The 24,736-nt window shown below is 71.5% G+C and carries 24 protein-coding genes, 1 pseudogene and 1 riboswitch; of the genes and pseudogenes, 14 read left to right on the forward strand and 11 right to left on the reverse strand.

The window, feature by feature from the left end; all coding sequences use genetic code 11:
* Positions 1-38: 38 nt before the first annotated feature.
* Together AB0L40_RS02375 and AB0L40_RS02380 are read right to left on the reverse strand one after the other, a co-directional pair.
* A complete protein-coding gene (locus AB0L40_RS02375) occupies positions 39-767 on the reverse strand; it encodes a hypothetical protein (RefSeq protein WP_364348586.1) in 729 nt (242 codons plus the stop codon).
* On the reverse strand, positions 764-1,732 hold the full coding sequence (locus AB0L40_RS02380; RefSeq protein ID WP_364348589.1) for a hypothetical protein: 969 nt from the start codon (positions 1,730-1,732) through the stop codon (positions 764-766). Before AB0L40_RS02380 ends, AB0L40_RS02375 begins: the two co-directional genes overlap by 4 nt.
* Positions 1,733-2,501: 769 nt before the next feature.
* A riboswitch (cyclic di-GMP riboswitch) is annotated at positions 2,502-2,588 on the forward strand.
* A gap of 85 nt (positions 2,589-2,673) precedes the next feature.
* On the opposite strand from AB0L40_RS02380, the gene AB0L40_RS02385 reads away from it, so the two are divergent.
* The 4 genes from AB0L40_RS02385 to AB0L40_RS02400 all read left to right on the forward strand — a co-directional run bounded on the left by AB0L40_RS02385 (position 2,674) and on the right by AB0L40_RS02400 (position 7,683).
* Positions 2,674-3,138 carry a type II secretion system protein gene (locus AB0L40_RS02385; protein WP_364348592.1) on the forward strand — a complete coding sequence of 155 codons (465 nt, stop codon included), beginning with the start codon at positions 2,674-2,676 and terminating at the stop codon, positions 3,136-3,138.
* Between the two features lie 189 nt (positions 3,139-3,327).
* Positions 3,328-4,734, forward strand: a complete 1,407-nt coding sequence (locus AB0L40_RS02390; protein ID WP_364348595.1) for a glycosyltransferase 87 family protein — start codon at positions 3,328-3,330, stop codon at positions 4,732-4,734.
* Between the two features lie 194 nt (positions 4,735-4,928).
* Positions 4,929-6,911, forward strand: a complete 1,983-nt coding sequence (locus tag AB0L40_RS02395; protein WP_364348597.1) for a hypothetical protein — start codon at positions 4,929-4,931, stop codon at positions 6,909-6,911.
* A complete protein-coding gene (locus AB0L40_RS02400; protein ID WP_364348600.1) occupies positions 6,853-7,683 on the forward strand; it encodes a hypothetical protein in 831 nt (276 codons plus the stop codon). Before AB0L40_RS02395 ends, AB0L40_RS02400 begins: the two co-directional genes overlap by 59 nt.
* Positions 7,684-8,160: 477 nt before the next feature.
* Here AB0L40_RS02400 and AB0L40_RS02405 read toward each other — a convergent pair whose 3' ends face one another.
* Positions 8,161-10,155 (reverse strand): HEPN domain-containing protein, encoded by a 1,995-nt coding sequence (locus AB0L40_RS02405; RefSeq protein WP_364348702.1) that lies wholly within the window; start codon positions 10,153-10,155, stop codon positions 8,161-8,163.
* Here AB0L40_RS02405 and AB0L40_RS02410 point away from each other — a divergent pair.
* Positions 10,135-11,166, forward strand: coding sequence for a hypothetical protein (locus tag AB0L40_RS02410; RefSeq protein ID WP_364348708.1), 1,032 nt, complete (start codon positions 10,135-10,137; stop codon positions 11,164-11,166). The genes AB0L40_RS02405 and AB0L40_RS02410 overlap by 21 nt on opposite strands.
* Positions 11,167-11,578: 412 nt before the next feature.
* Here the strand turns inward: AB0L40_RS02410 and AB0L40_RS02415 are convergent, their stop codons facing one another.
* The 3 genes and pseudogenes from AB0L40_RS02415 to AB0L40_RS02425 form a co-directional block, all read right to left on the reverse strand.
* A complete protein-coding gene (locus tag AB0L40_RS02415; RefSeq protein ID WP_364348603.1) occupies positions 11,579-11,959 on the reverse strand; it encodes an excisionase family DNA-binding protein in 381 nt (126 codons plus the stop codon).
* A 562-nt stretch (positions 11,960-12,521) separates the two neighbouring features.
* Positions 12,522-13,472, reverse strand: a complete 951-nt coding sequence (locus AB0L40_RS02420; protein WP_364348705.1) for a HipA domain-containing protein — start codon at positions 13,470-13,472, stop codon at positions 12,522-12,524.
* 72 nt (positions 13,473-13,544) lie between these two features.
* Positions 13,545-13,694: pseudogene (locus tag AB0L40_RS02425) on the reverse strand (helix-turn-helix domain-containing protein); the annotation flags it as partial.
* 455 nt (positions 13,695-14,149) lie between these two features.
* On the opposite strand from AB0L40_RS02425, the gene AB0L40_RS02430 reads away from it, so the two are divergent.
* Together AB0L40_RS02430 and AB0L40_RS02435 are read left to right on the forward strand one after the other, a co-directional pair.
* Positions 14,150-15,724 carry a calcium-binding protein gene (locus AB0L40_RS02430; protein ID WP_364348605.1) on the forward strand — a complete coding sequence of 525 codons (1,575 nt, stop codon included), beginning with the start codon at positions 14,150-14,152 and terminating at the stop codon, positions 15,722-15,724.
* Between the two features lie 177 nt (positions 15,725-15,901).
* Positions 15,902-16,498: a hypothetical protein gene (locus AB0L40_RS02435; protein ID WP_364348608.1), complete on the forward strand. Its 597-nt coding sequence runs from the start codon at positions 15,902-15,904 to the stop codon at positions 16,496-16,498.
* Between the two features lie 382 nt (positions 16,499-16,880).
* On the opposite strand, the gene AB0L40_RS02440 is transcribed toward AB0L40_RS02435, so the two are convergent.
* From AB0L40_RS02440 to AB0L40_RS02455, 4 genes are all read right to left on the reverse strand, one after another.
* On the reverse strand, positions 16,881-17,615 hold the full coding sequence (locus AB0L40_RS02440) for a hypothetical protein (protein WP_364348611.1): 735 nt from the start codon (positions 17,613-17,615) through the stop codon (positions 16,881-16,883).
* A 43-nt stretch (positions 17,616-17,658) separates the two neighbouring features.
* Positions 17,659-18,246, reverse strand: a complete 588-nt coding sequence (locus tag AB0L40_RS02445; protein ID WP_364348614.1) for a hypothetical protein — start codon at positions 18,244-18,246, stop codon at positions 17,659-17,661.
* A gap of 127 nt (positions 18,247-18,373) precedes the next feature.
* The gene (locus tag AB0L40_RS02450; RefSeq protein ID WP_364348617.1) at positions 18,374-18,793 is read right to left on the reverse strand and encodes a type II toxin-antitoxin system VapC family toxin; all 420 of its coding nucleotides are present in this window, start codon (positions 18,791-18,793) and stop codon (positions 18,374-18,376) included.
* Positions 18,790-19,041: a type II toxin-antitoxin system VapB family antitoxin gene (locus tag AB0L40_RS02455; protein ID WP_364348620.1), complete on the reverse strand. Its 252-nt coding sequence runs from the start codon at positions 19,039-19,041 to the stop codon at positions 18,790-18,792. Before AB0L40_RS02455 ends, AB0L40_RS02450 begins: the two co-directional genes overlap by 4 nt.
* A gap of 81 nt (positions 19,042-19,122) precedes the next feature.
* Here AB0L40_RS02455 and AB0L40_RS02460 point away from each other — a divergent pair, with 81 nt between their 5' ends.
* The 6 genes from AB0L40_RS02460 (at position 19,123) to AB0L40_RS02485 (ending at position 21,834) form a co-directional block, all read left to right on the forward strand.
* On the forward strand, positions 19,123-19,392 hold the full coding sequence (locus tag AB0L40_RS02460; RefSeq protein ID WP_364348623.1) for a DUF1778 domain-containing protein: 270 nt from the start codon (positions 19,123-19,125) through the stop codon (positions 19,390-19,392).
* A 158-nt stretch (positions 19,393-19,550) separates the two neighbouring features.
* The gene (locus tag AB0L40_RS02465) at positions 19,551-19,889 is read left to right on the forward strand and encodes a GNAT family N-acetyltransferase (protein WP_364348626.1); all 339 of its coding nucleotides are present in this window, start codon (positions 19,551-19,553) and stop codon (positions 19,887-19,889) included.
* An 8-nt stretch (positions 19,890-19,897) separates the two neighbouring features.
* Entirely contained in the window at positions 19,898-20,647 is a 750-nt protein-coding gene (locus AB0L40_RS02470; RefSeq protein ID WP_364348629.1) for a hypothetical protein, read from the forward strand.
* Between the two features lie 79 nt (positions 20,648-20,726).
* Positions 20,727-20,900, forward strand: a complete 174-nt coding sequence (locus AB0L40_RS02475; protein WP_364348632.1) for a hypothetical protein — start codon at positions 20,727-20,729, stop codon at positions 20,898-20,900.
* A 47-nt stretch (positions 20,901-20,947) separates the two neighbouring features.
* A complete protein-coding gene (locus AB0L40_RS02480) occupies positions 20,948-21,295 on the forward strand; it encodes a helix-turn-helix transcriptional regulator (RefSeq protein ID WP_364348635.1) in 348 nt (115 codons plus the stop codon).
* Positions 21,292-21,834, forward strand: a complete 543-nt coding sequence (locus AB0L40_RS02485; protein WP_364348638.1) for a hypothetical protein — start codon at positions 21,292-21,294, stop codon at positions 21,832-21,834. Before AB0L40_RS02480 ends, AB0L40_RS02485 begins: the two co-directional genes overlap by 4 nt.
* A gap of 93 nt (positions 21,835-21,927) precedes the next feature.
* Here AB0L40_RS02485 and AB0L40_RS02490 read toward each other — a convergent pair whose 3' ends face one another.
* Positions 21,928-23,646, reverse strand: coding sequence for a diguanylate cyclase (locus tag AB0L40_RS02490; RefSeq protein ID WP_364348641.1), 1,719 nt, complete (start codon positions 23,644-23,646; stop codon positions 21,928-21,930).
* Positions 23,647-23,916: 270 nt separating this feature from the next.
* Here AB0L40_RS02490 and AB0L40_RS02495 point away from each other — a divergent pair, with 270 nt between their 5' ends.
* Entirely contained in the window at positions 23,917-24,672 is a 756-nt protein-coding gene (locus AB0L40_RS02495) for a prepilin peptidase (RefSeq protein ID WP_364348644.1), read from the forward strand.
* Positions 24,673-24,736 lie beyond the last annotated feature (64 nt).

The following is a 24,736-nucleotide window of genomic DNA, read 5'->3' on the forward strand; positions in this document are numbered from 1 at the left end:
GGATCGAGTCGTACGCGGGGTCATGCGATTCCTCATGGTCACGGGCCGACGGCCCGGTTGCGAAGGGATACGGCCCCCTGGAGGACGGTCGGGCGTCCGTCGCCCCCTGCTGCGCCGTTGGCGACGGAGATACGGATGCCGACTGTGCGGACGCTATCGGCGGTCAACAGCGTGGTGCAGCCGTTCGTCACGGTCGGGGTCGTACCGAAGCAGGTGTCGGAGCTGTAGGTGAAGAGCGTGTTCGCGCCCCGAAGGGTGCCGACGATCAGCGGCGCGTAGTGCCACCCGGCGGTCGGGTCGGGATTGGCGCTCGCGGGCGTCGGAACGGCGCAGGTTCCGGGAGGACCCGGGTAGGCGTCGGCAATGCGGACGGCAGTCAGGAGAGTCTTGCCGTCGGCGGTGCTGCAATAGCGCACCCACGCCGCCTGACGCACGCCGGTGGCCGACGGCGCATACGTCGCAGCGATCAGGTCGTTCCGACTGGAGACCGGGGTGTGTCCGATCGGGTTCGCCTCGCCTGCCGGCTGGCGGGCCTGTCGCACGTCGTCGGTGATCTGGCGCAGCGTGGCCCGTCCGATCTCCTGTGACCCGGCCTGTCGAGACGCTGCCTCTGTCGACGATCCGAAGACGTCGGCGCTGAGCAGGATGGCCAGGAGCACGACGATCGACAGGGTCGCGGTCACGAGGACCTCGACCAACGTGAAGCCGTCGTCATCTTCGCGCAGGCGCCGGAGCACCGTCACGGTGGTCGCGAGTCGGGGCGTCATGAAGTGGGCTTCCTGATCAACGCTGTCTGGACGACCGTCTGGGTCTTTCCGGATGCCTGATCGCGCCAGCTGACCGAGGTCTCCACCTCGGTGGACGCCGCGATCCCGGCTGCAGCAAGTGCTATCTCAGGCGTGGAGGATCCGGCTGAGCAGAGGCCGATGCCGAGCCCCAGGCCGGCGGACGAGAGCAGGCCATTGAGGGCACTAGTCACCTGGCTGATCACCGAGGTCGCGCTCCCTCCGAGCAAGCTGCAGAGCGACGACGTGAGGTTGAGTGGCAGCGCGTCGAGCAGCGACGGAAGGCAGAGCGAGAGGTTCAGACCGAGCACCTGGGCACGCACCGTCAGGGTGCCGCTGCTGATGTTCTCCGGCGTGATGTCTGTCGGGAGGCTGAGCAAGCCGAGGGGGCAGGTCTCCGAGGCCGGCGTCTTCGGCGGCGGGGTCGGAGGATCGGGTGGACGATCGCAGTCGTACGGCCCCTGGACGAGGACCTTTCCGATCGTGTCGGATTGGGTGCAGGCCGCCAAGGTGATGGTGTAGGTCGTGCTGTTGCGGCGAAGTGTCCACTGCGAGTCCTTGACGAATCGTGCAGTGGGCGTCGGAAGCACCGTCACCGTGCTGCTCCCGCTCTGGACGCCCGGGTCGATGGCCGCCCTCATGCGATCCGCCGGCGTAGCGAGGGCACCGGTTCGGATGTCGGTGAGATCGTTCAGATCGTTCGTGTAGCGCATGCCTTGGGCGCGCTCGACGATCTCCTGGGTCAGAGCATTGGCGACGTCGCGCTGCGACGTCGAACCGGTAGCCGCGGAGCTTCGATCGAGCATCGCGAGCGACGCGAACATGCCGATGATCAGCAGCGTCGAAGCAACCAGGACCTCGACCATCGTGAAGCCCGCGTCTCCCGTGGGGCGCCCCACGGGGGCGCTCGCCGCGGGGCCTGAGTTCTTGCGGCTGACGGGGAGCACAGTAGACCCTTCGGTACCGCGAACGTGGGCCACGAGGTAGCTAAACGAATGTAGGAGTCTCCATCATCAACGAGGTGCTGCCGCTCTGGCGGGAGATCTCCACGCAGAAGCGCATCCCCCGCTGTTGTCGGGCCCCAGCAGTCCGCTTGCGCACGCGGTGCGGGTTGCTTTCGCCCTCCACACGGCCAGGCACGTCGTCCCGCACAGGGCAGCTCCTCACGGTCGCGATCCGTCAGGCTTCGCCGACGAGGTTGCCGAGCAACTCGATGGTCTCGTGTCGAAGATCGCACGGCTGCTTGAGGGTGCCGAGGGATACCTCGTCGAATTTGCCGACTTGCCTGGTGCATACGGGGCGAAGCTGCGGTCCGCAAAGCCGCCCGAGTTGCTCCTCAGAGGCGAGAGTGACCACCGGGAAGGCGTCGTCCGGCCTCTGGCCCAACGACAGAGCACTGGTCCGCCTCGCCGGGTGGCGCTTGGAGCAGCGCGACGAACGGCTCGTCGCCTGTCGGCAATGCTCCGAGATTTCGGTGCACCTTGCCTCCAAGAATGGCCTCGGCGGCGCTCTCGGCGGCTTGCCGGCTGGCCCCCGGCCGGTTCGCCCCACGACGTCCGCTCCATAAGCCGCTCACCGAAACTCGAAACTGACCTGCAAAGCAAGCTGCGCCCTGGCTCGCCACCGACCATCAGACCGGTACGTAGATCAAACGTCCAGACCGCTTTAGCTCGCGGTGGGGCCGCCCGATGGGTTGGGGGCAAGCAGCCAGCACCGAGGTGCCAAGGGCAAACCGTTCGTGAGAGCGGGACGCAAAGCCACGGGCCTCCACCGCATCAGTGGGGAGGGAGCCGGGTCGCCACCGGGGTGCGTGATTGACCTCGCGGCTAGGTCGCGGAGCTGGGTCTTGCAACCCCAATCACTGTCGAATTCTCAGGAGAGAATCCACATGCTGCAGAAGGCCATCAGCAACTTGAAGAACCAGGAGGGCGAAGGCGAGGGCGGCTTCACCCTCATCGAGCTCCTCGTCGTCATCCTGATCATCGGCATCCTCGCCGCGATCGCGCTGCCGACGTTCCTCGGGCAGAGCGACAAGGCGAAGGACGCAAGCGCGAAGAGCGACGCGCGCAACCTCGTTTCCCAGGTGGAGTCCTGCTACGCGACCGAGCAGACGTACGCGAACTGCGACACGGCCACGAAGCTTGGTGAGCCGTCCGGCCTGCCCGTGGTCGACGGTACGCCTGGTGCGGGCAAGGTTGCTGTCTCTAGCGCCACGGCGACCGGATACGTCATCACCGCGAAGTCCAAGTCGTCTGACGGTACGAACTTCATCATCACCAAGTCGTCGGCCGGCATCATCCGTACTTGCGACAACGCTGGCAAGGGCGCCTGCCAGGCTGGCGGAAGCTGGTAGCACCGACTCGATCCGGCGCTGGAACAGAGCGAGGGGCGGTCGGCCGACCGCCCCTCGCTCTGTTCCAGCGTTAGGCGCACTGCCCAGCGTGGACACGAATGACGCCGACTGTGTTCTGCCGCTGGCAGCCACGGGCTGATCGACTGTGTTCTGCCGCTGGCAGCCACGGGCTGATGTCCGGGCAAGCGAGTGGCCCGCGAAACCATGAACAACGGACACACCATGGCGCCTCCCAATGCCTCGCCGTCTCAGCCGTCTGAGTCAGGCAGCGCGCGTTGTGGCGTGACGAGATCGCCACTGTCGACGATCGTCGTGCTCGCCTTCGCGCTCCTCGGCGCGGCACTCCTCGCGACCTTGGGCCTCCGCGACTTCGCGTTCACGGACTACGAGGCCGAGGCGAAGCCGTCGATCGACCTGCTCCTGGGCGGCGACGTCGGGGGGTTCCTCTCGACGCTTCCCGGCTACGCCGGCGCAGTGGTCCTGCAGGCGCCGTTCGCCGTCGTCGGCGAGCACCTGGGTCGTGACCACGACCTGTGGGCCTGGCGCGCGCAGGCGCTCCCGGGGCTGCTGCTGCTCGTCGGGCTAGGCATCCTCCTCGGGCGACGGGTCGCCGTCGCGGTCGGCGGACGACGCGGGACCGGATGGGGGGCGCTGACGGCCCTGATGACCTCGGGGGCGCCGTTCGCGCTGCTCGCCCTCCAGACGGGACACGCCGAGGAAGCCCTGGTCGGCGGGTTGGCCGTCGCCGCCGTGCTGCTCGCGAGTCGGGGGAATCTCGTCACGGCCGGGGTGCTGGTCGGTGTCGCCGCCGTCGCTAAGCCCTGGGCCGTGATCGCGATCCCGGTCGTGCTGCTGGCCGCCGAGGACCGACGGCAGCTCCTTCGCGTCGCCGTCGCCTGCGTCGTCGCCGGTGCGCTCTTGGCCTCTCCGACGTTCTTCGCTGGTGGGGTGGAGCACGCCACGGGCGTGGCACACACATCGACCTCCGGGATCTTCAAGCCCGACAACGTGTTCTGGTTCGCCGGCCACACGAATCCGGACTGGAGCAGCGTCTCCAAGGAACAGACATCCACGCTTTTCGAGACCGACGCCGCCCAGGCCGGCTGGGCCCAACGGCTCGAACCTGCCTGGGCCGCAAAGGTCTCGCACCCGTTGATCGTGGCCTTCGCGTTCGCTGTCGCGCTCGCGTTCTGGCGACGCCGCGGCCGGCAGGAAGGTCGGGCGGACCTGTTGCTGCTCCTGAGTGCCGTCTGCTGGTGGCGGTGCCTGCTCGATACCTGGAACGTCCACTACTACGCGCTCGCCGCGCTCCTGGCGCTCGGGGCATGGGAGGCGTGGCGCGGTCGGCCGCCCGTCGCGGCTGCCGTGGTGACGGCTGTTGCGTGGGTGACCTTCCAGCTGTTTCCCGCCTCCACGATCACACCGGACATCCACACGGCGCTGTACCTCGCGTGGGGTCTGCCTCTGGGCGTGGGGATGCTCTGGCGTCTCCTCGCGCCGGCGTCCGCGGGCAGAGCGACCGCCCGGATGGCCCGTCCGCTCCACGCCCGACTGCCGTCGCTCTCGCGCTGGGTCGCTCCGCCCGTCCCCAACTGACAGTGGGTTCGAAGGTGAAATCTGCGTCACGGCGGCGCAGGGGGCTTGCGCGGGGTGCGGGCGGTTCATGCAGAAGCGGCAAGCCGACGGTCTCCGGAGCCGATGCGGCGACCCCGACGGCACGCACGGCCAGCGCCGGGCGGCAGACGAGGGCGGACATGACGGTCGCCGGCGTACGAGAGAGGGTGCTGGCGTTGGCGCCACCGACGTGGTTCCTGTCGCTCCTCGCGGTGGCGCTGAGCTGGCCGACGTGGTCGAGTCTGGTCCCCGCTGTCGACCTCGACTCCGCCTGGCAGGGGGCATTGCACCTCGCGGCGCAGGATCGCCTCGCGTACGGACGGGATCTGGAGTGGACGTACGGGCCCCTCGGGTTCCTGCTGTTCCCCCAGATGTGGAGCTCCGGCACCGGTGCCGCCGCGCTGCTCACCGTCACGCTCCTGCGGCTGCTGACGGCCGCCCTCGTCGTGGCGGCCGCTCGGGACCGGGGCGGGTGGGGAGCGGCGACGCTCGGCGCATGGGCGGCGTTGCTGCTCACCCCGAACGAGATGCTCGCGGTTCCGGCGACGTTCGCGGCGGCGGTCGTGCTGCGAGGCGGCTGCGCCACCCGGCGTCGCTTCCTCGTGGCCGCGTCCGCGGCCGGTGCCTTCGTCGGGCTCCAGATGCTCGTCAAGTTCAGCACGGGGCCGTTCGTCGCGTTGCTTGTGGTCGTCGCTCTGCTCGGCGCCGCTCGCGCCGTCCGGGACCGAGGTCTCGCGCTGGCCGCGGCGAGCACCGCCGGGGTGCTCGCGGCCGTCGTCGGCTGTCTCGTGGTCGGTCAGCCGATCGGCGCGCTTCCGTCGATGTTGCGGTGGGGGATGGACCTTGCCGGGGGATACGGCGAGGCGATGGGCTACGCCGATCCTGCGCTCGCCCACGAGGTACCGTTCGCGATCGCCGTGGGGATCGGCGGGCTCGCGGTGGCCAGCCTGCGGACGGCGGACCGGAGTCCGCTCGAGAGGACGACCACGGCGCTGCTGTGGTTGCTGGTCTGGTTCGCGGCCTTCCGATCCGGATTCCTGCGCCACGACGGCGGGCACGCCCTCCAGTTCACCGGGACCATCGCCGCGGCGCTCGTGCTGCTCCCGTGGACCCGACTGCTCCGGCTCCTGCCGGTCGCCATCGTCCTCGTGGTCCTCGTCGTCGCCGACGGCGAGCTCGAGGGCGGGGTGGGGGAGCGGATGAACCCCGTGCGGAACGCGTCCGCCGCGCTCGAGCAGGTCAGCGTGCTCGCGCGTCCGGACGAGCGCCGACGGCTCGAGGATCAGGGACGTCGCGCGATCGTCGTCTCCGCCGGGCTGCGCGAGTCGACCGTGGCGCTGCTGCGACGGGGAACGGCCACGGTCTACCCGGCGTCGCTCGGGGTGCTGTGGGCCCACCGGCTTCGCTGGCGGTCGCTGCCCGTGATGCAGGCCCACATGGCCTACACGCCGGGGCTCGACCGGCTCGACGCCGACGCGTTGCGCTCCGCCCGCGCTCCGGAGCGGATCCTCGTCGAGTCCGACGCCACCGCGGTGGGTCGCTTTCCCGCGTTCGACGAGCCGCAGGCGAGCCTCGCGATGCTGTGCCGCTACGGCACCGAGCGTCGCGACGGCCGGTGGCTCGTCCTGCGGCGACTCGACGTCGACCGGTGCGGTCGGCCGGTGTCACGGGGCCGCAGTGCGGCGCGGTGGGGTTCGCCGGTGAGCATCCCGCGACCGCGGCACGCCGACGGGGCGATCGTCGCTCGCGTTCGCGGGGCCGGGGTGCAGGGCCTCGAGCGACTCAGGACGACGGTGCTCCGCGCGCACGGGCGCACCGTCTCGATCGGCGGACGACGCGGCTTGCTCGTGCCCGGGACCGCGGCCGGCGGTGTGCTGCTCTCGGTTCCGGAGTCGGCGGGACGTACCGGTCGCTTCGCCGTGGTCCCGTTGGGTCGGACGGTGACCTTCGCCAAGGAGGGCGGGGGAGGACGACTCGCGATCGAGTGGTCGGAGGTGCGGGTCGGGGGATCCGGGCGCGCGGTACCGGACGGGAGCGCGGCCGGACGGGCGACGATGGGATCGCGACCACCCGCGAGCAGCGGTCGGTACCGTCCCGCGGGTGGCTGGCCAGTTCATCGACGCACGCTATCCGGGGCTCGTGGTGGCCCGGATCTGTGAGCATGCGGCGGCGATAGACGACTCGGGTCACCGCCAGATTCGGCATCGCGACGACCTGGCGATCATCCATCCAGCCGTGCTCGACGCGTGGGTCCCGGACGGGATGGGCCTCCAGCCCACGGGGCCGTCGTTCATGTTCTGGGATGACGAAGACGTCATCCTGAAGATCAGCGGAGCGCTGACTATCGGGGATGAAACGGTCGGACGGCTGGCGCGCGAACTCAACACGTGCCGTGGGTATGCCGAGCACTGGACGTTCTGGCTGGACGAGAACGCGCCGGCTGGCCGTCATTTCGGCGCGCGCCAGCTGCGGCGAAGCGCCGAGCTGTATCAGCGGCTGAGCGTTCCGCTGGTCCGTACGTCTCCCACGTTCAAGGGGCGGTACGTCTGGACTCGGTGCGGCTTCACGTTTCGCAATGAGCAGCATGACCACGCGACAACGTTCGCCGATGCTGCCACCCGGTTCCTGGTGGCGATGAAGCGATGGGACGAGCGGTCCGATCCTCTTCCGCGCCATGTCTGGGCGTCTGACTATCTGCGGTACGACGGGACCCGCAACCAGCCGAACGTCGTCACGGCCGACGAGATCGTCGACGCGCATCGCAGGCTCGACTTCGACAGCGACCTGACGCCGCCTCCCGAGGCCGAGACACTGCTGGGACGCGCGCTCCTGCTCTTCGCTCCGGTGATCGGATGGGACGCGTCGCTCGATCTCATGACGGAACCGCGTGCGATCTCGGATCTCGATGGGTACACTCGGAAGTACCGATGAACCCGGCGACTGTCAAGCGTCCGCGTCCGCTCTCCGAGCGCGCGACACAGATCGAGGCCGCGAGTCGTGCCTTCGACTCGCACGTCGCCACGATGCGCTCGCGTCTCCGTACGGAAGCACCCACCGTGGGGATGCACGGTGCGGTCGGTGCTGCGGACTGGGATGAAGTCGAGCGGATCAGCCGAGCGACGGCTGCTGAGTTCGGGCCGCTCCCGGATCTTCGTCGCCGCTCGTAGCCTGGCGGGGCCAGGTCGGCCGGTCCGCCTGGGAAGGCGCCCCGGGCGTTCCCCGGTTCTCCAGGGCGGACGGCGGCGGATGACTCGCGATCGAGTGGTCGGAGGTGCGGGTCGGGGGAGCCGGGTGGAGCACGCCGTCGGTCGGACGGTCAACACGCGGACGGTGAAGCGCAGCAGCGGCGAGGCACGTCTCCTCGCCGATGCCTCCCGGGTCGTGCTGCTCCGTGTGGGGCTGCCGGCGTCACCGCTCGCCGTCAGACGTGCCCAGCGCATCCCGCTGGTACATCCACCGCTTCCGCAGCGTCGAACCGATGAGGTCGGCATCGATCTCGAGATCCCGCAGGACGTTCGCCTGCAGGACGGCCGTGAGTCGGTTGATCGTCTGGAGCAGGGCGCGGCCGGCCACGGCGTGCGGCTTGGTGCCGTCGCGGTGGATGAGGTGGTTGCGGGTGTCGTTGACCCGTTCGACCAGTTCGCCGACGACCGCGGCCAGGTCCGGAAGCGCAGGGGCGGCACGGTCAGCGAGGTCGCGAAGGCGGGCCTTCAGGTACAGCTCTCGCCCTCGTCCTTCGTCCGCACCGGACCGCGGCTTGCGGTCGTGGAACGTGCGGTGGTACGCCTCGGCGAACGTGGCGAGGTTGAGGAATCCAGTCTCCAAGACCGGCCGCCGGTCGCCGTCGTGACCGTAGAGCAGCACCGCGGCGGATCCCAGCGCCCGGTGGTGGGCGAACCACCGCAGCACCATGTCGTCGAAACCGTCCGGACCGGCTGCCGAGGCCGGCAGCAGCTGGTGCCGCATCACGTCCCGGCGCTGCGGCGCACCCCGGCGCCGGCCCAGGACCGCGACGTCCCGCGGCTCGGGTTCCGCGTCCGGCTCGTCCGGGTCGACGGGGCCGAACACGACGCACGGGACGAACGACTCCACCTCGGCGCCGGCCCCGGTGCCGAACGACACGAGGTCGACGAGTGGCCGGATCCAGCGCTCGTACCACTCGGCGAGCGCGACCGGGGCTGGGAGCTCGATACGGATCGCGGCGTCGGTCTCCTGGACGTGCCGAAACGCCTCGCGGTGGTGGGCAACCGTCAGTCCGAACGTCAGTTCGGCGTCGTCGAGGGTGACGGTGACGGGCTCGTGATCGCCGATCGGGACGAGCGGAGTGGTCGGCGACGGCTCCGCGAGGTTCCAGCGGTGCGCCAGCCACTCGCGCAGACCGTCGATGCGGATCGTCGCGGCTGCGAACGGGACGTCCTCGAAGCCGGGCAGGTGCACGCCGACGAGCACCCGCTCGGCGTGCGCGAGCAGCCGTACGCCGGCCGCGGGAAAGCCCGCGCTCTCCGACCGCACCGTCGCGTCGAGCGCCGTGACCGGCGTGCCGTCGGCGGCGACGCCGAGGAACGTGCCGAGATGCCGGGAGGGAGCGAACGCCGGGGTCTCCTCCGGATCCCCGAAGCGGATGACGTCGAGCACGCCGGCGTCGTCGGGTGTGAACCGGAGCGACCCGTGCCAGGTCTGCGCCGGCCGCGAGGCCGGCCACCAGACACCGTCAAACGTGAACGGCTGCGACCGTCCGGGCACTCTCACCGGAAGGCGACAAGGTCGATGGGACGGCGCATATGGCGTCTCTATCGCGGCACCTGCTGTTCGACGGGCGAAGCGGACCAATGGGCCGGGCGAAAGCACTGCGTGAAGCGGCACTATGGCCGTCGCGGATCTCGGTGAATCCCCTCCCTGGCGAACCTGGAAGCGAGGCCTCCGTCGAGACCTAGCGTGGGACCCGGATGTCTCCGGCCCCGTTGTCGCGGTCGCCGAGGACGCCGGGACGCTCTCCGCCGTAGGCACGTTCGCCACCGTCGGCGGCGAGCCGCGCGCTCGCCTCGCCACGATCGACGCGGCACCCCGTGGACGCCGCCGCGGTTCGGCGATGCGATCACCGCGCTCGCCGCGACGCGGGCCAGCATCTTCGTCGCCGGACGGTTCGCGTCCGTCGGCACGGAGCAGCGCCTGGGACTCGTGGCGCTCGACGTGGCGGACAGAGCTCCGCGGCCGTGGAACCTCGGCCGGAGCAACGGCCGGACGGTCTCCCGGCTCGTCCCCACCGCCGATGGCCAGGCGCCGGACGACGGCCGCGACGACTGGGGGCGTGCGCGCTGTTCGTGAGAGCCCCGTCGCAAGCCCGGTTGCATTCCGTCTCGGGTATGGCGTTCGCTTGGGGGCATGACGAACGGCACGGTGCACGACGAGTTGGGCGGTCAGCTGCGGACCACGATAGGACTCGTCGGCGGGTACCTGGCCCGCGCGACGGCGTTCGGCTGCCTGCTGTCCGTGACCGATGGGAACGTCGATGTCGCTCGATCTGAGGCCGTCACGTTGATCGGTCTCATCGCGCTGGCGTGCTTCGCGTCGCGCGGGCAGTGGCTGGCGGGGGCCATCCCGGCGGTGCTCGGTACCGGCCTGTACCTCGTGCCGGACGGGACGTCGCTCGTCGATCCAGACGACCGGACGGTGATCGTGTTCACGATCGGGACCCTGGCCTTGCTCGGGGCGTGGGCCGTGGAGTCGGTCTTCATTCGGAGGGAGTCCGTGGCGCCTGCCCGTGTCGCCGTCGTAGCGACCGGCGGCGGGTGCGTACTGCTCCTCGCGATCGCGTCGGTGGCGCGGACGCTCGACGAGCGCCCCGGAGACCTTGCGACGGGCCCCGCGGTGGCCCTCGCCGTCGGTCTCCTCGTGCCGTTCGCGGCGCTGCTGGCCGCGTGCCCGTGGCCGGTGTGGCTTCGGCGGGTGCTGCCGGAGCGTGCGGGAGCCCGTCTGGTCACCTGGCACGGCCGGGCCCTCGCTACGGACGACGATCGGGTTTGCGTGTTGTCGGAGGCGGCACCGACGATCTTGGTCGGTGCCGTCGCAGCGGTGGTCGTGGCCGACGCGATCACCGGCGACGGGTCCGCGGAGACCGGAGCGATGGTCGGCGGCGGCGTGCTTGGCCTCGCGTTCTGGGCTGGGCTGATCGTCGTGCTCGGCGGGCCCAGCGTGAGCCCGGTCTGGACCGTCAGGATGAAGGCGCCCGCATCGGTGCTCCTCCAGGTGACGCTCGGGGTCGGCGTCGTGTGGTTGGCGGTGGCGGGCGACCCGGGCGCTCTGATCCTGCTGATGCTCGCGGTCGGCGTCTGGTTCGGCTTCGGGGGACGGTCGGGATGCCGATGGCTTCACGACGCCCTGAGACGACGGCGGCGGGAGATGATCGCGACGTAGAACGGACTGCCCGAGCACGACAGCGGCGCCGCCGCCGCGTGCGGTCGAGGCGGGGGCCTCTCCCGCGGCGGTCGGGGCCACTCGCCCGCGAGATCCGCGCCTGGGACGCTCCATTCCCTTGCTGCAGGGCCGGGAGGGGGTGTACAGGTCAGTGGGCGTCGCCGGGGCGCTCGGCTACGTCGACGCTCGCGGACGCTGCGCCGTGCTCTGCGGAACGCCACGGGCCCTGGCGACTTGCCGTCGGGCCAGGATCTGGCGTTCGCTCGGCCCCGGACGGGGGAGGGTGAGTGCGTGGCGGCACTGGCGCGGCTGGGTGCAACGGTGGGCTGATGAGCCAGGGCACCGCTCGTCAGGAAACGCTGGCCCGTTCGTCTCGGCGCGGTCCGCGGATTCGCGCCGACCCGTCGCCTGGTCAGGCGCCGACGGCGACCTGTGCGTGTGCGTCGCGGATCGCCAGGGCCTCGATGACGAGTGCCGAGTTCTCGGCCGTGTCCTCGATCGCGCCGGACTTCCATCCGTGGATGAACGACTCGGGTGCGCGACCAGCCAGCGCGGTGAACCGGCGCACACGTTGAGCCTCGTCGGCCTGGGTCGGCTGTTCGGTGTCCGGACGTGGGGCTCCGACGAGCTTCGCGACTGCCTCCGACGGCACGCGAACCACACGCCCGCCGACCTTGACGCTGTCGAGATCACCCTTCTGGATCATCCGGTAGACCGTCGAAGCGTTGACCCCGACGAGTTCCGCGATGTCCCGGGGCTTCCAGTACGGGCGATCATCGAACGCGATGGACATATAGGTCAGCTTAGGCGGTTGCCGCGCTGGGTGCAACAGATGCAACGTATGAGACGCCTGCATTGGATCCGTTGGGTGAGTCGCCGGCCGACACCGGGCTGAGGGCCGTGACGAGCGCGTCATGGTGAGCATCCTCCGTGTCGCCGACGTCCCCGGTTTCGAACGTCATTCGACGGCGGTACGAGGAGGTCGACCAGATCCTCATGACGCGCGGATTCGACATCGATCCCTCGCCGCGAGAGCGAAGTGGGTGGACCGACGACCCACCGCTTGCCCTCCTGCGGATCAAGGGCGTCTGGATCCCGCGAGCGGACGAGGACCCTGAGGCCGAACCAGACCCGCGCGTCACGTTCTCGGTGACTGAGCTTCCTGGAGATCGCACGGAGCGAGGTCAGCTGCTGAGGCCCGAGCACGAGCAGCGACATCTGCCGTGGTCGGGCGCTGGTTGGCTGCTCGTCCTGCGCGACGACTCGAGACGTCCGGCTATCGCATCCGTGTCTCGGCCCCGGGGCCTGGACCATCCGGTGGCACGGATCGGGGGCGTAGGACACGGTCGGCCGGTTCACTGCTCGGCCGCTGCGGCGATCGCGTGCAGCACCTGTGCGCGTCGTGCGATGACGGCCTGGACGTCGTCGATGATCGGGCGCCACCATCCGTTGGAGCGGAACTCGTCGGCCACGGCGTCGCTGACGACCGTCGCGCGCTCGGCGCACTCGCGGTATCGCTTTCGGAGCGTCGCGGAGTTCAGGCCGGTGCCCTCGGCCATCCGCGAGAGGTGTCGTTCGGCGACGTACTCAGGCCGGTACTCGCCCCCGATCCTCATCGCCATCTTCCGCGTGAGGTTCGTCGTGCCGTGGTACGCGGCCGTCGAGAGGACGTCGTAGATCGGCGCCAGGCGCGCTCGCTGGGTGCCGGTCGAACAGAGGAGCGAGTAATTCTTGCCGTGTGCGTCGTGGTTCCCGACGAGGAAGCTCAGGACGATCGCGTCGACGAAGCGCAGCAGGCCTCGGGGATCTCCGACGTCACGGAGCAGCGTCGCGCACGCCTCTATCGTCGGTCCGCCTTCGTTCTCGTACTTCCGTGCGGTCGGGATCCCCAGCGCCTGACACAGGTCTTCCTGATGCAACCGGCGGACGCCGTCACCGGTGCGTTCCCGGTCGTAGCGTTCGACCAGCAGGGCGTCACGGCCGTCGACGACGATCGGGGCCGCGGAGACCGTCAGCAGGCCGTGCTTCCGGGACCGATCCGAGAGCTGCCTTCCGAACGCGAGGCAGAACGCCTCGTTGGCGACGGTGTCAGCGAGCCGAGCGATCGGGGTCTTCAGGATGTGCGTCGACGGCGTTCCTCCGCGGGTCAAGCCCACCGTCCCGTCGTCGGCGACCACGACCGGGAGCTTGTCCTGCGCTCCCGCGAGCGAGAGCCGCCACGTTCCGAACGTCATCCCGTGTCGGGAGGGCCTCAGGGTTCCCGCGATCCGGCCGAAGCACCAGACGGCCGCGACGTCAGCGGACATCGGACTCTCCGATGAGCACGCACAGGCCGAGCGTGTCGATGATGCGGAGGACGACGGCGATCTGGGCGGTCGGCTTCCCCGCTCGATCTCGCTGATCACGCGAGGCCCGGTGTTCGCCACGAGCGACAGATCCTCGAGCGTGAGGCCTTGCTGCTTGCGTGTGGCCCGGATGAGACGGCCGAGATCCTCGACACTCCGAACGCTGTGAGAATCGTCCCGCACGGTAGAAATGTTTCGCTCCGACGGGCGGCGTCGTGCTGATTCGTGAGACGTTGTCCCGCTCGGTACGTTTCTTCGGCTTCCCCTCGGTTGCGAGGTCGATGGGGACTCCGACCGTCCCGATCGGTACGACGTTCTCGGCCCGGAGGCCAGCGCGCCGAGTCAGGGCTCGCCAGGAGCGCCGTACGGTCGCGTTCGTGGCGACGAAGGGCCGCCGATTGGTGTCGCCCAGCACGAGCGCGCCGCCCCCGCCGAGGGCGACGAGGAGGCTCAGCAGGCGGCGGACACGTCGGCGAGGGTAGGCGCCCGGTCGGACCCGACGGGCGCTACGTCGTCGCGTCGGTCGTGTTCCTACGGGGCGTCCGCTGCGCCTGCGGCCGTCGAAGCGGGCTTCTGTGCACGGGCCCACGGTGGTCGATGTTGGCGGCCGGGTGCGCCTCCTGAGAGACTTCATGTTTATGTCTCGACACACCAGATGGTCCCCACGTTCCGCGCTCGCCGTCGGGCTCACTTCCATCGGGGCCGCGCTCGCGCTGGCTCCCGGTGCCCAGGCGGCCGAGGCGCCGAGCTTCCAGTGTCGGGCCAGCGCGCTGACGGCGTCCGTGGCCGGACAGCCGTACATCGAGCCGCTGGTCGCCAACGGCATCAAGGGCTCCGTCCCCGGCGCGACGTTCGACAAGCCGGCCTGCACCGACGACGAGCAGGGCGCCGGCGACGTGACCACGTCGCTCGGCCTCCAGGACCTCGTCGGGACCTCCGCGGTCCGCGAGAAGACGACGATCGTTCCGAACACGGGCTCGTCCGCGGCGCAGACCGCCACGGCCACGACGACGATCGCCGACCTGGACCTCAAGCTCCTCGGCCCCGGCACGCTGAAGGTCGGCGCCGTCAAGGCGACGGCCACCGGCAAGTGCGTGAACGGCAAGGCGCAGTTCACTGGCACGTCCGAGGTCACCGGCATCACCCTCGCGGGCCAGCCGATCAGCCTCGACCAGCTCGTCAACGGCATCGGCGACCTGCTCCGCGGGCTCGGGCTCGACCCCGTCGTGAAGGTCTTCCCGCTCAACCAGGTGACCATCACCGGCAACTCGGTCGTCGTCACGCCGCTGCGGATCCAGGTCCTCTCCGGCGGCGCCGCGACCGGCGGGCTCGTCGACCTGACGGTCGGCGAGACGAAGGTCGCCCAGCGCGGCAACGCCTGCGACCCCTCCGGCGGTGGCGGCGACGGCACCACGACCGTCTGCCCCGTCGGCTCGATCCCGGTCGGTACCACGCCGGCGGTCTGCCAGATCCCGGGCACCGATCGCTACGGCACGATCATCATCGGCGTCCCGGGCAGCAACGACGTGCCGACCGGCGGCCGGGTCGTCGCGCTCCCCGAGGCCCGCGCGCTGGCCGCCGCAGGGACCATCCCGAAGTCGAACTGCCTCTCCGGACCGGGACTGAACTACGTCGTCCTCGGTGACAAGGGCAAGGACACCGTCTTCGGGACCCGGCACCGCGACCGCATCATGACGCTCGCCGGCAACGACGTCGTCAACGGCCGCAACCAGTCGGACTGCGTCGACGGCGGCTCCGGCAACGACCGGCTCGCCGGCGACACCGGCGACGACCGCATCTACGGCGGCTCGGGCAAGGACCGCATCAACGCGGACCGCGGCAACGACCGGGCCTACGGTGGCTCCGGCAACGACCGGATCTACGGCAGCTTCGGCAACGACAAGCTCTACGGCGAGTCCGGCAACGACAAGCTGTACGGCAACGACGGCAAGGACACGCTGTCGGGCGGCGGCGGCACCGACCGGCTCTCGGGCGGGTTCAACTCGAACACGCTGATCGCCGGCAAGGGCCACGCCACGGTCTTCCTCGGCAAGCCGACGACGACCGGCCACTCGACGGTCGACCTGCGCAAGACGACCGCCCCGTCGGTCGTCAAGTGCGGCTCGCGCCGCGACGTGATCCGCGTCAACCGCAAGTTCGCCAAGCGCAACCGCTACTCGTCGAACTGCACCAAGATCCGCGTCTCGCGCTGATCGATCCCGGGTGGCGCGGCCGCTGAGGCCGCGCCACCGGGGCGCAGACGCCGAATGGTCCGGAGGCTCGTCCGCGACGTACAACATCCGACCGGCGGATGCAGAACATCGCGATCACGGACGTCGGCAGTGTCGACCGACTGCTGAGCGCGCTCGGCGAGCTTCTCGCCGCGGCCAGTGCCCCCGCAGGATCTCGTGGTCATCGGCGGGTCTGGCCTGCTGGCGCTGAACCTCATCTCGCGTGCGACTCGTGACGTCGACGTCCTCGCGGCGGTCCTTGACGGAAGCATGGTCACCGTCGATCCCCTTCCGCCGCCTCTTCGGCGCGCACGAGATACGGTCGCGCGCGACTCCGGGCTCTCGTCCGAGTGGCTCAACACCGGACCAGCCGGTCTCCTGCGTTTCGGTCTTCCTGAGGGATTCGAGGATCGGCCGGAGACGCGCCGGTTCGGCAGCAGCCTCACGGTCCGGTTCGCGTCGCGGTTCGACCAGATCCATTTCAAGCTGTACGCCACGGTGGACGACGGTGGTCCCGGGAAGCACGAACGCGACCTCGTGGCGGTCGGACCGATGGCCGGCGCACCATCTCCTCTGGTACCGCCCTCGTCACGGCAGACCGGGGAGCAGCGCCATCAGGTTGCGCTTGCGACGGTGCCGAGCACGGAGCTCCCCGACCCAGGCCCGGTACGCGGCCTCTCCACCGGCGCCGGGCTCGCCCTCGTCGAGCAGGACCCGGACGAGCGCGTCGCTGTCGCGCGCCGGTCCCCAGCGTGACGGCACGGCCTGTCGAGCGTCGGCGAGCAGGACGGCGCGCGCCTCGTCGCGGCGCCCCGGCACGCGCCCGCGGCCTCGGCGGCGCGGCGAGCGGCGCCGTACCCCTCGTAGGTCGGGCGCTCGGCGAACGCCGCCCACGTCAACGCGAGGACCTCGTCGTACTCTCCGCGGCGCCCGCGGATCGCGATCGCCGCCTCGCGTAGGCGGGCGTCAGGGCGGTCCGGGAACGCGGCCAGCCCGCGCGCGAGCCAGTCCAGCGCGTCGTCGTCGCGACCCGCGGCCGCGTACGCTCCGCGATGCGCACGAACGCCCAGCCGGACGAGAGGTCGCGGCCCACGATCGCCGCGAACCGGTCGGGATCGTCGTCCGACGCGGCCAGGCGCTACAGGACGGCCGAGAGCGCGCGCCGGCGCATGCCCTCCCGCGTCGCCGCGAGCTGGTCCGCGGAGACGACGAGCCCCGACGGTGACCGTTGCTGCGCGTCCTCGGGTCCGCGGGCCGGCTGACGGGCGAAGCGCTCCTCCGCCGCTGCGCGGTACCGCGCCAGGCCGCTGTCGCCGAGCACGTCGGCGTAGGTCTGATCCGCGGCGTAGAACGTGTCCCAGTCACCGTCCAGCTCCCAGTCCATCAGCCGCTCGGCCAGCGCGATCACCGCGGTGGCACGGCCGGCGTCGAGCAGGCTCCGCAGGCCGTCGATGGCCTGCTCGGCGCCTTCGCGGTAGGCGAGCACCTCGTGGCGATCGAGGAACCCGCCCGGGTCGAGGGCGTCGTCTAGCTGACGGGCGAAGCGGGCGATCAGCTCCTCGTCGTCCGCGGAGGCGTTCGCAGCGGTCGCGCGCAGGCGGAGTCCGCGGTCGAGCGCCGCGTCTTGCGCGGCCTGCTCGCGGAGGAGGGCGACCAGCTGCTCGCGGTCGAGCGTGGCGAGGAACTCCTCGACCGCGTCGGGACCGTCGGCGTGCCCGGCACGCCGCGCCCGCCAGGCGAGGGCGACCGCGACGACGTGCTTGCACCACGCGTCACGCTGGTATTCGACGCCCAGACCGAAGCTGCGGGCTCCGGCGCGTTGCCGCAGCCGGTCGTCGTCGAGTGGCGACAGGGCAGGCGGCAGCGCGGGCACGTAGCGAGCGGCGCACCCCGGGAGGACGGAGGGGCGCGCGGCGTCAGCGGCCGTACGGGCCGAGCGGGCGCTGCGGCTGCGGCCCCGGTGCGGTGGCGTCCGTCGTCGGAGGCTCCGCGGGCAACGTGGTCACGGGGGAGACCGGGAGGACGGGTGCCGGCCTGCGGCCGCCTGTGCGCCGCGTGGACGCCGAGCGGCGACGCGCTCGGGTGCGGGCGACCGCGCACGCGATCAGGCTGAGGCCCCCGACGATCAGCACGACGAGTCCCCATCCCAGGCCCACGTCGATCGAGAGGGTGACACCGCCGGGGCCCCGGAGCTCCGGGAGATCGAGCCCGAGGACCCGGTTCGCGTTGCGGACGCCGATCGCCACCGCGACCACGCCGATGCAGACGTCGAGCGCGGCCGACCCCGTCCCGGCGAGCGCCAGCAGCAGCGTCCCGACGCCCAGGACGAGCGCTATCGTTCCCTCGACGCCGGCGACGTCGCGGTCGATCGAGACCACGTCGATGGTCATCCACGGCCCGACGGCGCCGATGATCATCGCGATGCCCGAAGCGCCGGCCCAGAGCCGCGCGCCGTCGACCTCGATCGACGCCGACGCGCTCACCGGCGGTTCCTGGCCGTACACGCGTCCATGGTCCTAGGACGACCGGCTCGCTGCCACCCTCCAGCGCTCGTCGCGCGTGGTGGCCGGATGTTCGAAGCCCTCGACGTGCTCTCCCCAGGGCGCCTCCGGGGGCGGCCCGGAGCAGCCTTCAGCGCGGTCGCTCGGCCGGCCGGTCCACGGCCGGCGTCACGTCGGTACGCGGGAAGTCGTCGCCCTTGAAGAGGAGCGGCTCGTCGCGATCCCGGGCCAGGGCGTAGGAGAGGCAGTCACCGAAGTTCAGTCGCGCCGGGTGCCTGCTGCCGCGCCCGAAGTCCTGGTAGGCGCGGCGCGCGATGCGGGCCTGGTCGGCGGTGAGCGGCACGATCTGGATCTTCGCCTTGGTCAGCAGCTCGTCGAGGCGCCGGCTGACGACGGGATCGCGAGCACCGTCGACGACCGCGCCGAGCTCGACGTACGTGGCGGCCGAGATCGACGCGGTCCCGGCGGCGGCAGCGAGCGCGCGGGCGAAGACCTCGGCGTCGGGCTCGGCACGGAGAATGGCGATGATCGCCGAGGTGTCGACGATCACGCGGGCAGCCCACGGTCGTCGTACAGCTCCGCCGTCGGGTCGCCCGTGCTCCACGACGCGGGGAGTCGGCCGGCGACGTCGCGGCCGATGCGCAGCAGATCGTCGGCCACCGCCGCGCGGTCGTCACGCATCCGGTCCCGCCGCTCCCGGACCGCCTCGGTGACGGCGACGGTCAGGGACTCGCCCGTCAGCGCCGCGAGCTCGCGCGCGAGCCGGTGCGTCTCCTCGTTCTTGATGTTCAGGCTCATGCGACCATTCTACCGCAGGGCGGAGTATTTCTACCGTTGGCAGTGGGCCGCAGCGCCGTACAAATGCCGTACGATGTCCTGATGGCGACGAAGAGCAGCCGGATCGAGGTGCGGACGGAGCCGGAGCGCGAGGCGTGGATCGCTCGGGCGGCCGCGGCCGAAGACCTCTCCGTCTCCGCGTTCGTGATCGGCGCCGCCACGCGGGAGGCCGATCGGGTGATGGCCCGGCGTGAGGCCACGGCCATGTCCGCGGAGCAGTTCGACCAGCTGATCGAGGCGCTGGACGAGCCGGACCCTGCGGAGCGCTTGCGTGCCGTCGCGCGGCGTCCGCGCCGGTTCGACCGCGCGTGAACGAGTGGCGGTCCGTCCGCTTGGGCGACGAACACCGCCTCGACGCGTTCGACTCAGGGCGCCCGGTGCTCGACCGGTGGCTCCGTGACCACGCGCGCCGGGCGGACGTCGCAGGCACGGCGCGCACCGTCGTGTGGACGCGAACCGTTGGGGCCGACGTGGTCGGATACTTCTCCATCGCGCCGACGCAGGTGCTCCGCGAGTCGCTCCCGAGCAAGCGACTCGCCGGTGGATTCACCGTCGTCCCGGCGTTCCTGATCGGGCGGCTGGCCCTCGACGTCTCGTTGCACCGCAAGGGACTGGGGAGCGAGATCCTGCTCGATGCGCTGCAGCGCGTGGTCGATGCCGCCGATCGCTCCGGGGGGCGCCTCGTCGTGGTCGACGCGTTGGACGCGCAGGCTCGGGCGTTCTATCGCCGGCACGACTTCGTCGGGATCGATGGGAGCGATCGGCTGTTCATGAAGATCGCGACCGCGCGCGCGGCTCTGGCGGCGTGAGGGCTCTGATGCGGCGTGCGGTCCCGGCGGTTCGGCGCGGGACCGGTCCGGACGTCGGTCCCCGCCTACCGCTCGGGGGAGCGACCCTGCTGTCCGTCCTCATCGCCTCCGCGCTCGTCGCCGCCGGCTGCGGTACGGAGCCGACTCCGCACGCCACCGCCACCTGTGGCACGCACCAGACCCAGCGCGACGCGCAGCGGGCGAAGGACACGGTCGACGCCGACGGCGACGGGGTCTACTGCGAGTCGTTGCCCTGCCCGTGCGACGGCACGCCCGACGACGGGCGCCGGTCCCGGTCCCGGTCCGCCGCGGCCGCGCCGACGAGTGGGTCTTCCACGACGGCGGGCCCGGATGGCGGGCGCAGCGACGCGACTCCGCCGCTCGGCGACGGGGCCGGCGGGGTCGACGAGGACCCGGCCGGGTGCACGGTCGTGCCGCGGACCGTCGACATCGGGATCTCCGGCACGAGGTACCCGGAGGTCCGCCGGCACTGGGAGCGCGCGATCCGCGAGGGGCAGCCGCGGGTGCTGACGGTACGCCGGGCCGGGGCGGCGGTGCGACGCACGGAGCTCCTGCGCGGGATCCCGACGAGGCCGGGGGAGGATCGCGACGAGTATCCGCCGGCGATGGCGCGCGACCGGGTCTCCGCCTCGGTCGCCTACGTCGACGCCGCGCAGAATCGCGGGGCCGGCACCGTCCAGGGGGTCAAGCTGCGTCGGTACTGCTCGGGCCAGCGGTTCCGGGTCGTGTGGTACTGACCGGGACCCACACGGGCCGGCCCAGCACCCCCGCTAGCGTTGCCCCGGTGCCCGCTCCGCCGTCCCGCCGCCCCCTCGCTTGCTGAGCGCCCTCTGGCTGACGCTCGCCGCGCTCGCCGTGATCCTCGCGGTCCGCGTGGTCGCCGACCGGACGGGGCAGTCCTCCGCCGTGCTGCTGGTCGTCGCCGGACCGGCTGCGACGGCTGGACGCCCAGGAGCTGTCGGGGTCCTGAGGGCCCGCGACGCTGCGTGATCCGACGAGGGACCGGGCGAAGATATGCGGTCGGATATAATCGGAGGATGGACATCTCGACGGAGCTGCGTGCCGCGCGCCGCCGGGCCGGGCTGACGCAGACGGCGCTGGCGCGGGCCGCCGGCACCTCGCAGGCCACCGTCTCGCAGTACGAGGCGGGACGCAAGACGCCGACGTTCGACACCCTCGAGCGCCTCCTGGCGGCGACCGGTCACGAGATCCGGGTCGGGGGCGCCGTCCGCCCCATCCGACGACCGACCGCCGCCGAGCTCGAGCGCGCCGGGCGAGACCTCGGCCGCGTCGTCGAGCTGGCGGCGTTGTTGCCGACGCGGCACGAGCCCGCACTCACCTTCCCGCGGCTGCCGACACGGCGGATCGTGGGCCCTCACGCGTGACGCTCGCGGAGCGCCTGCTCGCGATCCACGCGGCGCTCGACCGCGCCGGCGTGCCGCATGCGTTCGGCGGCGCGATCGCCCTCGCCTACTGGACGCTCGACCCTCGGGGGACGAGCGACATCGACGTCAACGTCTTCGTGCCCGCTGCGGCGAACGCCCCGGCGCTCGCCGCCCTGCCCGACGGGGTACTGCGACCGCCGACCGCGTCCGCCACCATCGCCGCCGACGGCCAGACGCGCCTCTGGTGGGAGGACACGCCGGTCGACGTGTTCTTCGACTACGCGCCCGTGCACGCCGAGGCCCGACGCCACCGGCGGATCGTGCCGTTTGCCGGGACCGAGATCCCCGTTCTGGGGCCGGAGGAGCTCGTCGTCTTCAAGGCGATGTTCGACCGGACGAAGGACTGGGCCGACATCGAGGCGGTGATCGGCGCCGGTACGGTCGACCTGGGGATCGTCCGGGGGCTGCTCCGCGGGATGCTCGGGGACGACGACCAGCGGTTCGAGCGGTTGACGGAGGCGGAACGCCGGGCGGCATGAGCGCCGGGCCCCGCCGCACCACGAATCGTCGTGCCGCGCCGCCGAGGAGCCGCGATCTGGGCACCAGGGCGTTGGCCGGCCGACGGGACGCCTTCAGCCGACGACGACGCGGTCGCGCCCGGCGAGCTTCGCCGCGTACAGCGCGGCGTCGGCGCGGGCGACCAGGGCGGAGCCGCCCTCTGAGCCGTCCCACGTCGCCACGCCGAACGAGCACGTCGCGGCCGACGGCATCGCGGAGCGCAGGCGCTCGATCACGCTGCTGGTCACGGTGGAGTCGACGCCCGGCAACAGGAGGAGGAACTCCTCGCCCCCGAAGCGGCCGACGATGTCGTCGCCGCGCAGCTCGGAGCGCCAGGCACCCGCGATCTCGGCCAGCAGGCGATCGCCGGCCGGGTGGCCGTAGGTGTCGTTGTACGTCTTGAAGCGGTCGACGTCGACCATCGCGACGGTGAACGGCTGGCCCGTGCGCCCGGCACGGGAGACGCCGGCGTCGAGGGCCTCGTCGAGCGCCCGCCGGTTCGGCAGCCCCGTGAGCCCGTCGACCAGCGCCTGCTCGCGCAGCCGGGCGAGGAGGTCGGCGCGCTCGATCGCGACGGCGGACTCGGCGGCCAGGAGGGCGGAGATCGCCAGGCGACGCTCGCCGGGAGCATCGACCCGGCTGTTCCAGCCCGACGCCAGGACGGCGATCGGGCGGTCGTCGAGGAGCACCGGCTCGAACAACGCGGACCGCACGTCGAGCCGGGCGAGGACCGAGCGGTCGGCGCCGGCGGCACCGCGCAGGTCGCCGACGAACCGTCGCGTGGCCGAGAACAGGACGTCGCCGCAGATGGACTGGCCGACGGCTCCGTCGACGCGCATGTCGATGCCCTCGCCCGAGGTGGCGCGGACGACCAGGCCGCCGTCGCCGTCGGGCTCCAACAGCATCGTGACGTCGCAGCCGATCAGCTCCTGCGTGGCGACGCAGACCGTCCGGCGGGCGTCGCCGCGGCGGCCGATGTCGCGCGAGACCCGGGCGACGACCGCGAGGTCGCCGGCGAGCTCCGCGCGTCGCTTGTGGCGGCTGCCGTCGAGCGTGACGACGAGCAGGAGGACCGAGGCGCCGACGCCGAGGATGGTCGCCAGGGCGGAGGTGCTGAGGTCGATGCCGGCGTGGTCCGGCATCCGCATGCCGGCGGTCGGGGCCTCGAACGTGACCGCGGCCATGCCGGTGTAGTGCAGGCCGGCGACGGCGACGCCCAGGCTGATCGCGGCGCCGAGGCGCCCGCGGGCGCTCCACTCGGTGCGCTCGCCCTGCATCGACGCGACGGAGCCCAATGCCAGCAGCGACGCGCCGTAGGCGATCACCATCGACACGACGACCAACGGGATGTTCCAGCGCGTCGTCGACGCGGACTGCATCCCGGCCATGCCGACGTAGTGCATCGCGGAGACCGCGAGTCCCATGAACGACGCAGCCAGGAAGACCCGCGAGCGGGTCACGCGCGGATGCGCGACGAGGGACAGCGCCACGGTGGAGCCGGCCGCCGCGCAGACGATCGACAGGAACACGAGGTCCAGCCGGAACGACATCCCGAGGTGGTCCTGCAGCCCGAGCATCGCGAGGAAGTGCATGCCCCAGATGCCGCAGCCCATCGTGAGGCCCGAGACGAGCAGGAGGAAGCGGCGTTGACGACCGTGGGCCTGGAGCGCGCGCTGGGCGAGCTCGAGGGCGACGAACGCGGTGACCACGACCGCGAGGAAGGAGACGATCGCGATGCCGGGGTCGACGTCGCTGAAGACGTGCTGTGTCCCTCCTCCCTGGCCGCGGTGCATGGGATTCCAGTCGGCAGTCCCGGCCGGGCCCTTGAGCCCGTCAGGGGCACTGATACGCGATCGACATGATTCCGGCACCGGCGGCGACACGGGGCTGAAGCGGCGCCCGCGGCCGGGGTGGGGGACACAAGCGTCCAGACGGCTCTGGACGCTCGTCAAGCCGGACGAACGGTCGACCGATGGGTGAGGGAGTCGCCACACGATCGGCACGAAACGCCGGTCTCCCCGCAGACCCTGCTCCGTAGGTTCGGACGACCCCACCTCCTCGCCATGCTCCTGATGCTCATCGCCTTCGCCGCCGCCTTCGGACTCCTGATCGGCTCGTTCCTCAACGTCGTCGCGTACCGGCTGCCCAACGGCACCTCGGTCGTGACCGGCCGCTCGGAATGCCCGAACTGCCATCACCAGATCCGGGCCTACGACAACGTGCCCGTGTTCTCGTGGCTGCTGCTGCGGGGCCACTGCCGCGACTGCAGCGCGCCGATCTCGGCCCGCTATCCGTTGGTCGAGGCCGTCACCGCGATCCTGTGGGCGCTCGTCGCGGCCGTCGCGGAGAACACCGCCGACGCCGTCCTGGGCATCGTCCTGGTGACCGCGCTGGTCCCCGTGACGCTCATCGACCTGGAGCACCGACGGATCCCGAACGCGATCACGCTGCCCGCCGCCGTCATCGCCCTGGTGGCCGGCGCCGCGATCGACCCGGGCGGCGAGCTCGCCCGCCTCGGGGCCGCCGCCGGCGCCGCGCTGTTCCTGTTCGTCCCGGCCGCCCTGAGCCCCAAGGGGATGGGTCTGGGCGACGTCAAGCTCGCCGGCGTCATGGGGCTCTGTCTCGGCCCGGCCGTCGCGGTCGCGCTGCTCGTCGCCCTGGTCGCCGGGAGCCTCTTCGGCGTCGTCCTTGCGATGCGCTCCGGCGTCCGCGAGGCCCGCAAGACGCAGATCCCGTTCGGTCCGTACCTCGCCTTCGGTGGCGTCGTCGCGATCGCCGTCGGGCAGCCGCTCATCGACTCCTACCTCCACACCTTCTAGCCGCGATCACGACGACCCTCCAAGGTCAAGTCGGACGATCGTCCACACCTCGGACGATCGGTCA

It is taken from the genome of Patulibacter sp. NPDC049589 (assembly GCF_040675535.1).
Taxonomy (GTDB): domain Bacteria; phylum Actinomycetota; class Thermoleophilia; order Solirubrobacterales; family Solirubrobacteraceae; genus Patulibacter.

Bases quoted from the DNA above. Each gene is read 5' to 3' on its own strand.
- AB0L40_RS02375 (WP_364348586.1), bottom strand. From the start codon at position 767: ATGACGCCCCGACTCGCGACCACCGTGACGGTGCTCCGGCGCCTGCGC.
- AB0L40_RS02385 (WP_364348592.1), top strand. From the start codon at position 2,674: ATGCTGCAGAAGGCCATCAGCAACTTGAAGAACCAGGAGGGCGAAGGC.
- AB0L40_RS02410 (WP_364348708.1), top strand. From the start codon at position 10,135: ATGACGAACGGCACGGTGCACGACGAGTTGGGCGGTCAGCTGCGGACC.
- AB0L40_RS02415 (WP_364348603.1), bottom strand. From the start codon at position 11,959: ATGTCCATCGCGTTCGATGATCGCCCGTACTGGAAGCCCCGGGACATC.
- AB0L40_RS02420 (WP_364348705.1), bottom strand. From the start codon at position 13,472: ATGTCCGCTGACGTCGCGGCCGTCTGGTGCTTCGGCCGGATCGCGGGA.
- AB0L40_RS02430 (WP_364348605.1), top strand. From the start codon at position 14,150: ATGTCTCGACACACCAGATGGTCCCCACGTTCCGCGCTCGCCGTCGGG.
- AB0L40_RS02455 (WP_364348620.1), bottom strand. From the start codon at position 19,041: ATGAGCCTGAACATCAAGAACGAGGAGACGCACCGGCTCGCGCGCGAG.
- AB0L40_RS02460 (WP_364348623.1), top strand. From the start codon at position 19,123: ATGGCGACGAAGAGCAGCCGGATCGAGGTGCGGACGGAGCCGGAGCGC.
- AB0L40_RS02470 (WP_364348629.1), top strand. From the start codon at position 19,898: ATGCGGCGTGCGGTCCCGGCGGTTCGGCGCGGGACCGGTCCGGACGTC.
- AB0L40_RS02480 (WP_364348635.1), top strand. From the start codon at position 20,948: ATGGACATCTCGACGGAGCTGCGTGCCGCGCGCCGCCGGGCCGGGCTG.
- AB0L40_RS02490 (WP_364348641.1), bottom strand. From the start codon at position 23,646: ATGCACCGCGGCCAGGGAGGAGGGACACAGCACGTCTTCAGCGACGTC.
- AB0L40_RS02495 (WP_364348644.1), top strand. From the start codon at position 23,917: ATGCTCCTGATGCTCATCGCCTTCGCCGCCGCCTTCGGACTCCTGATC.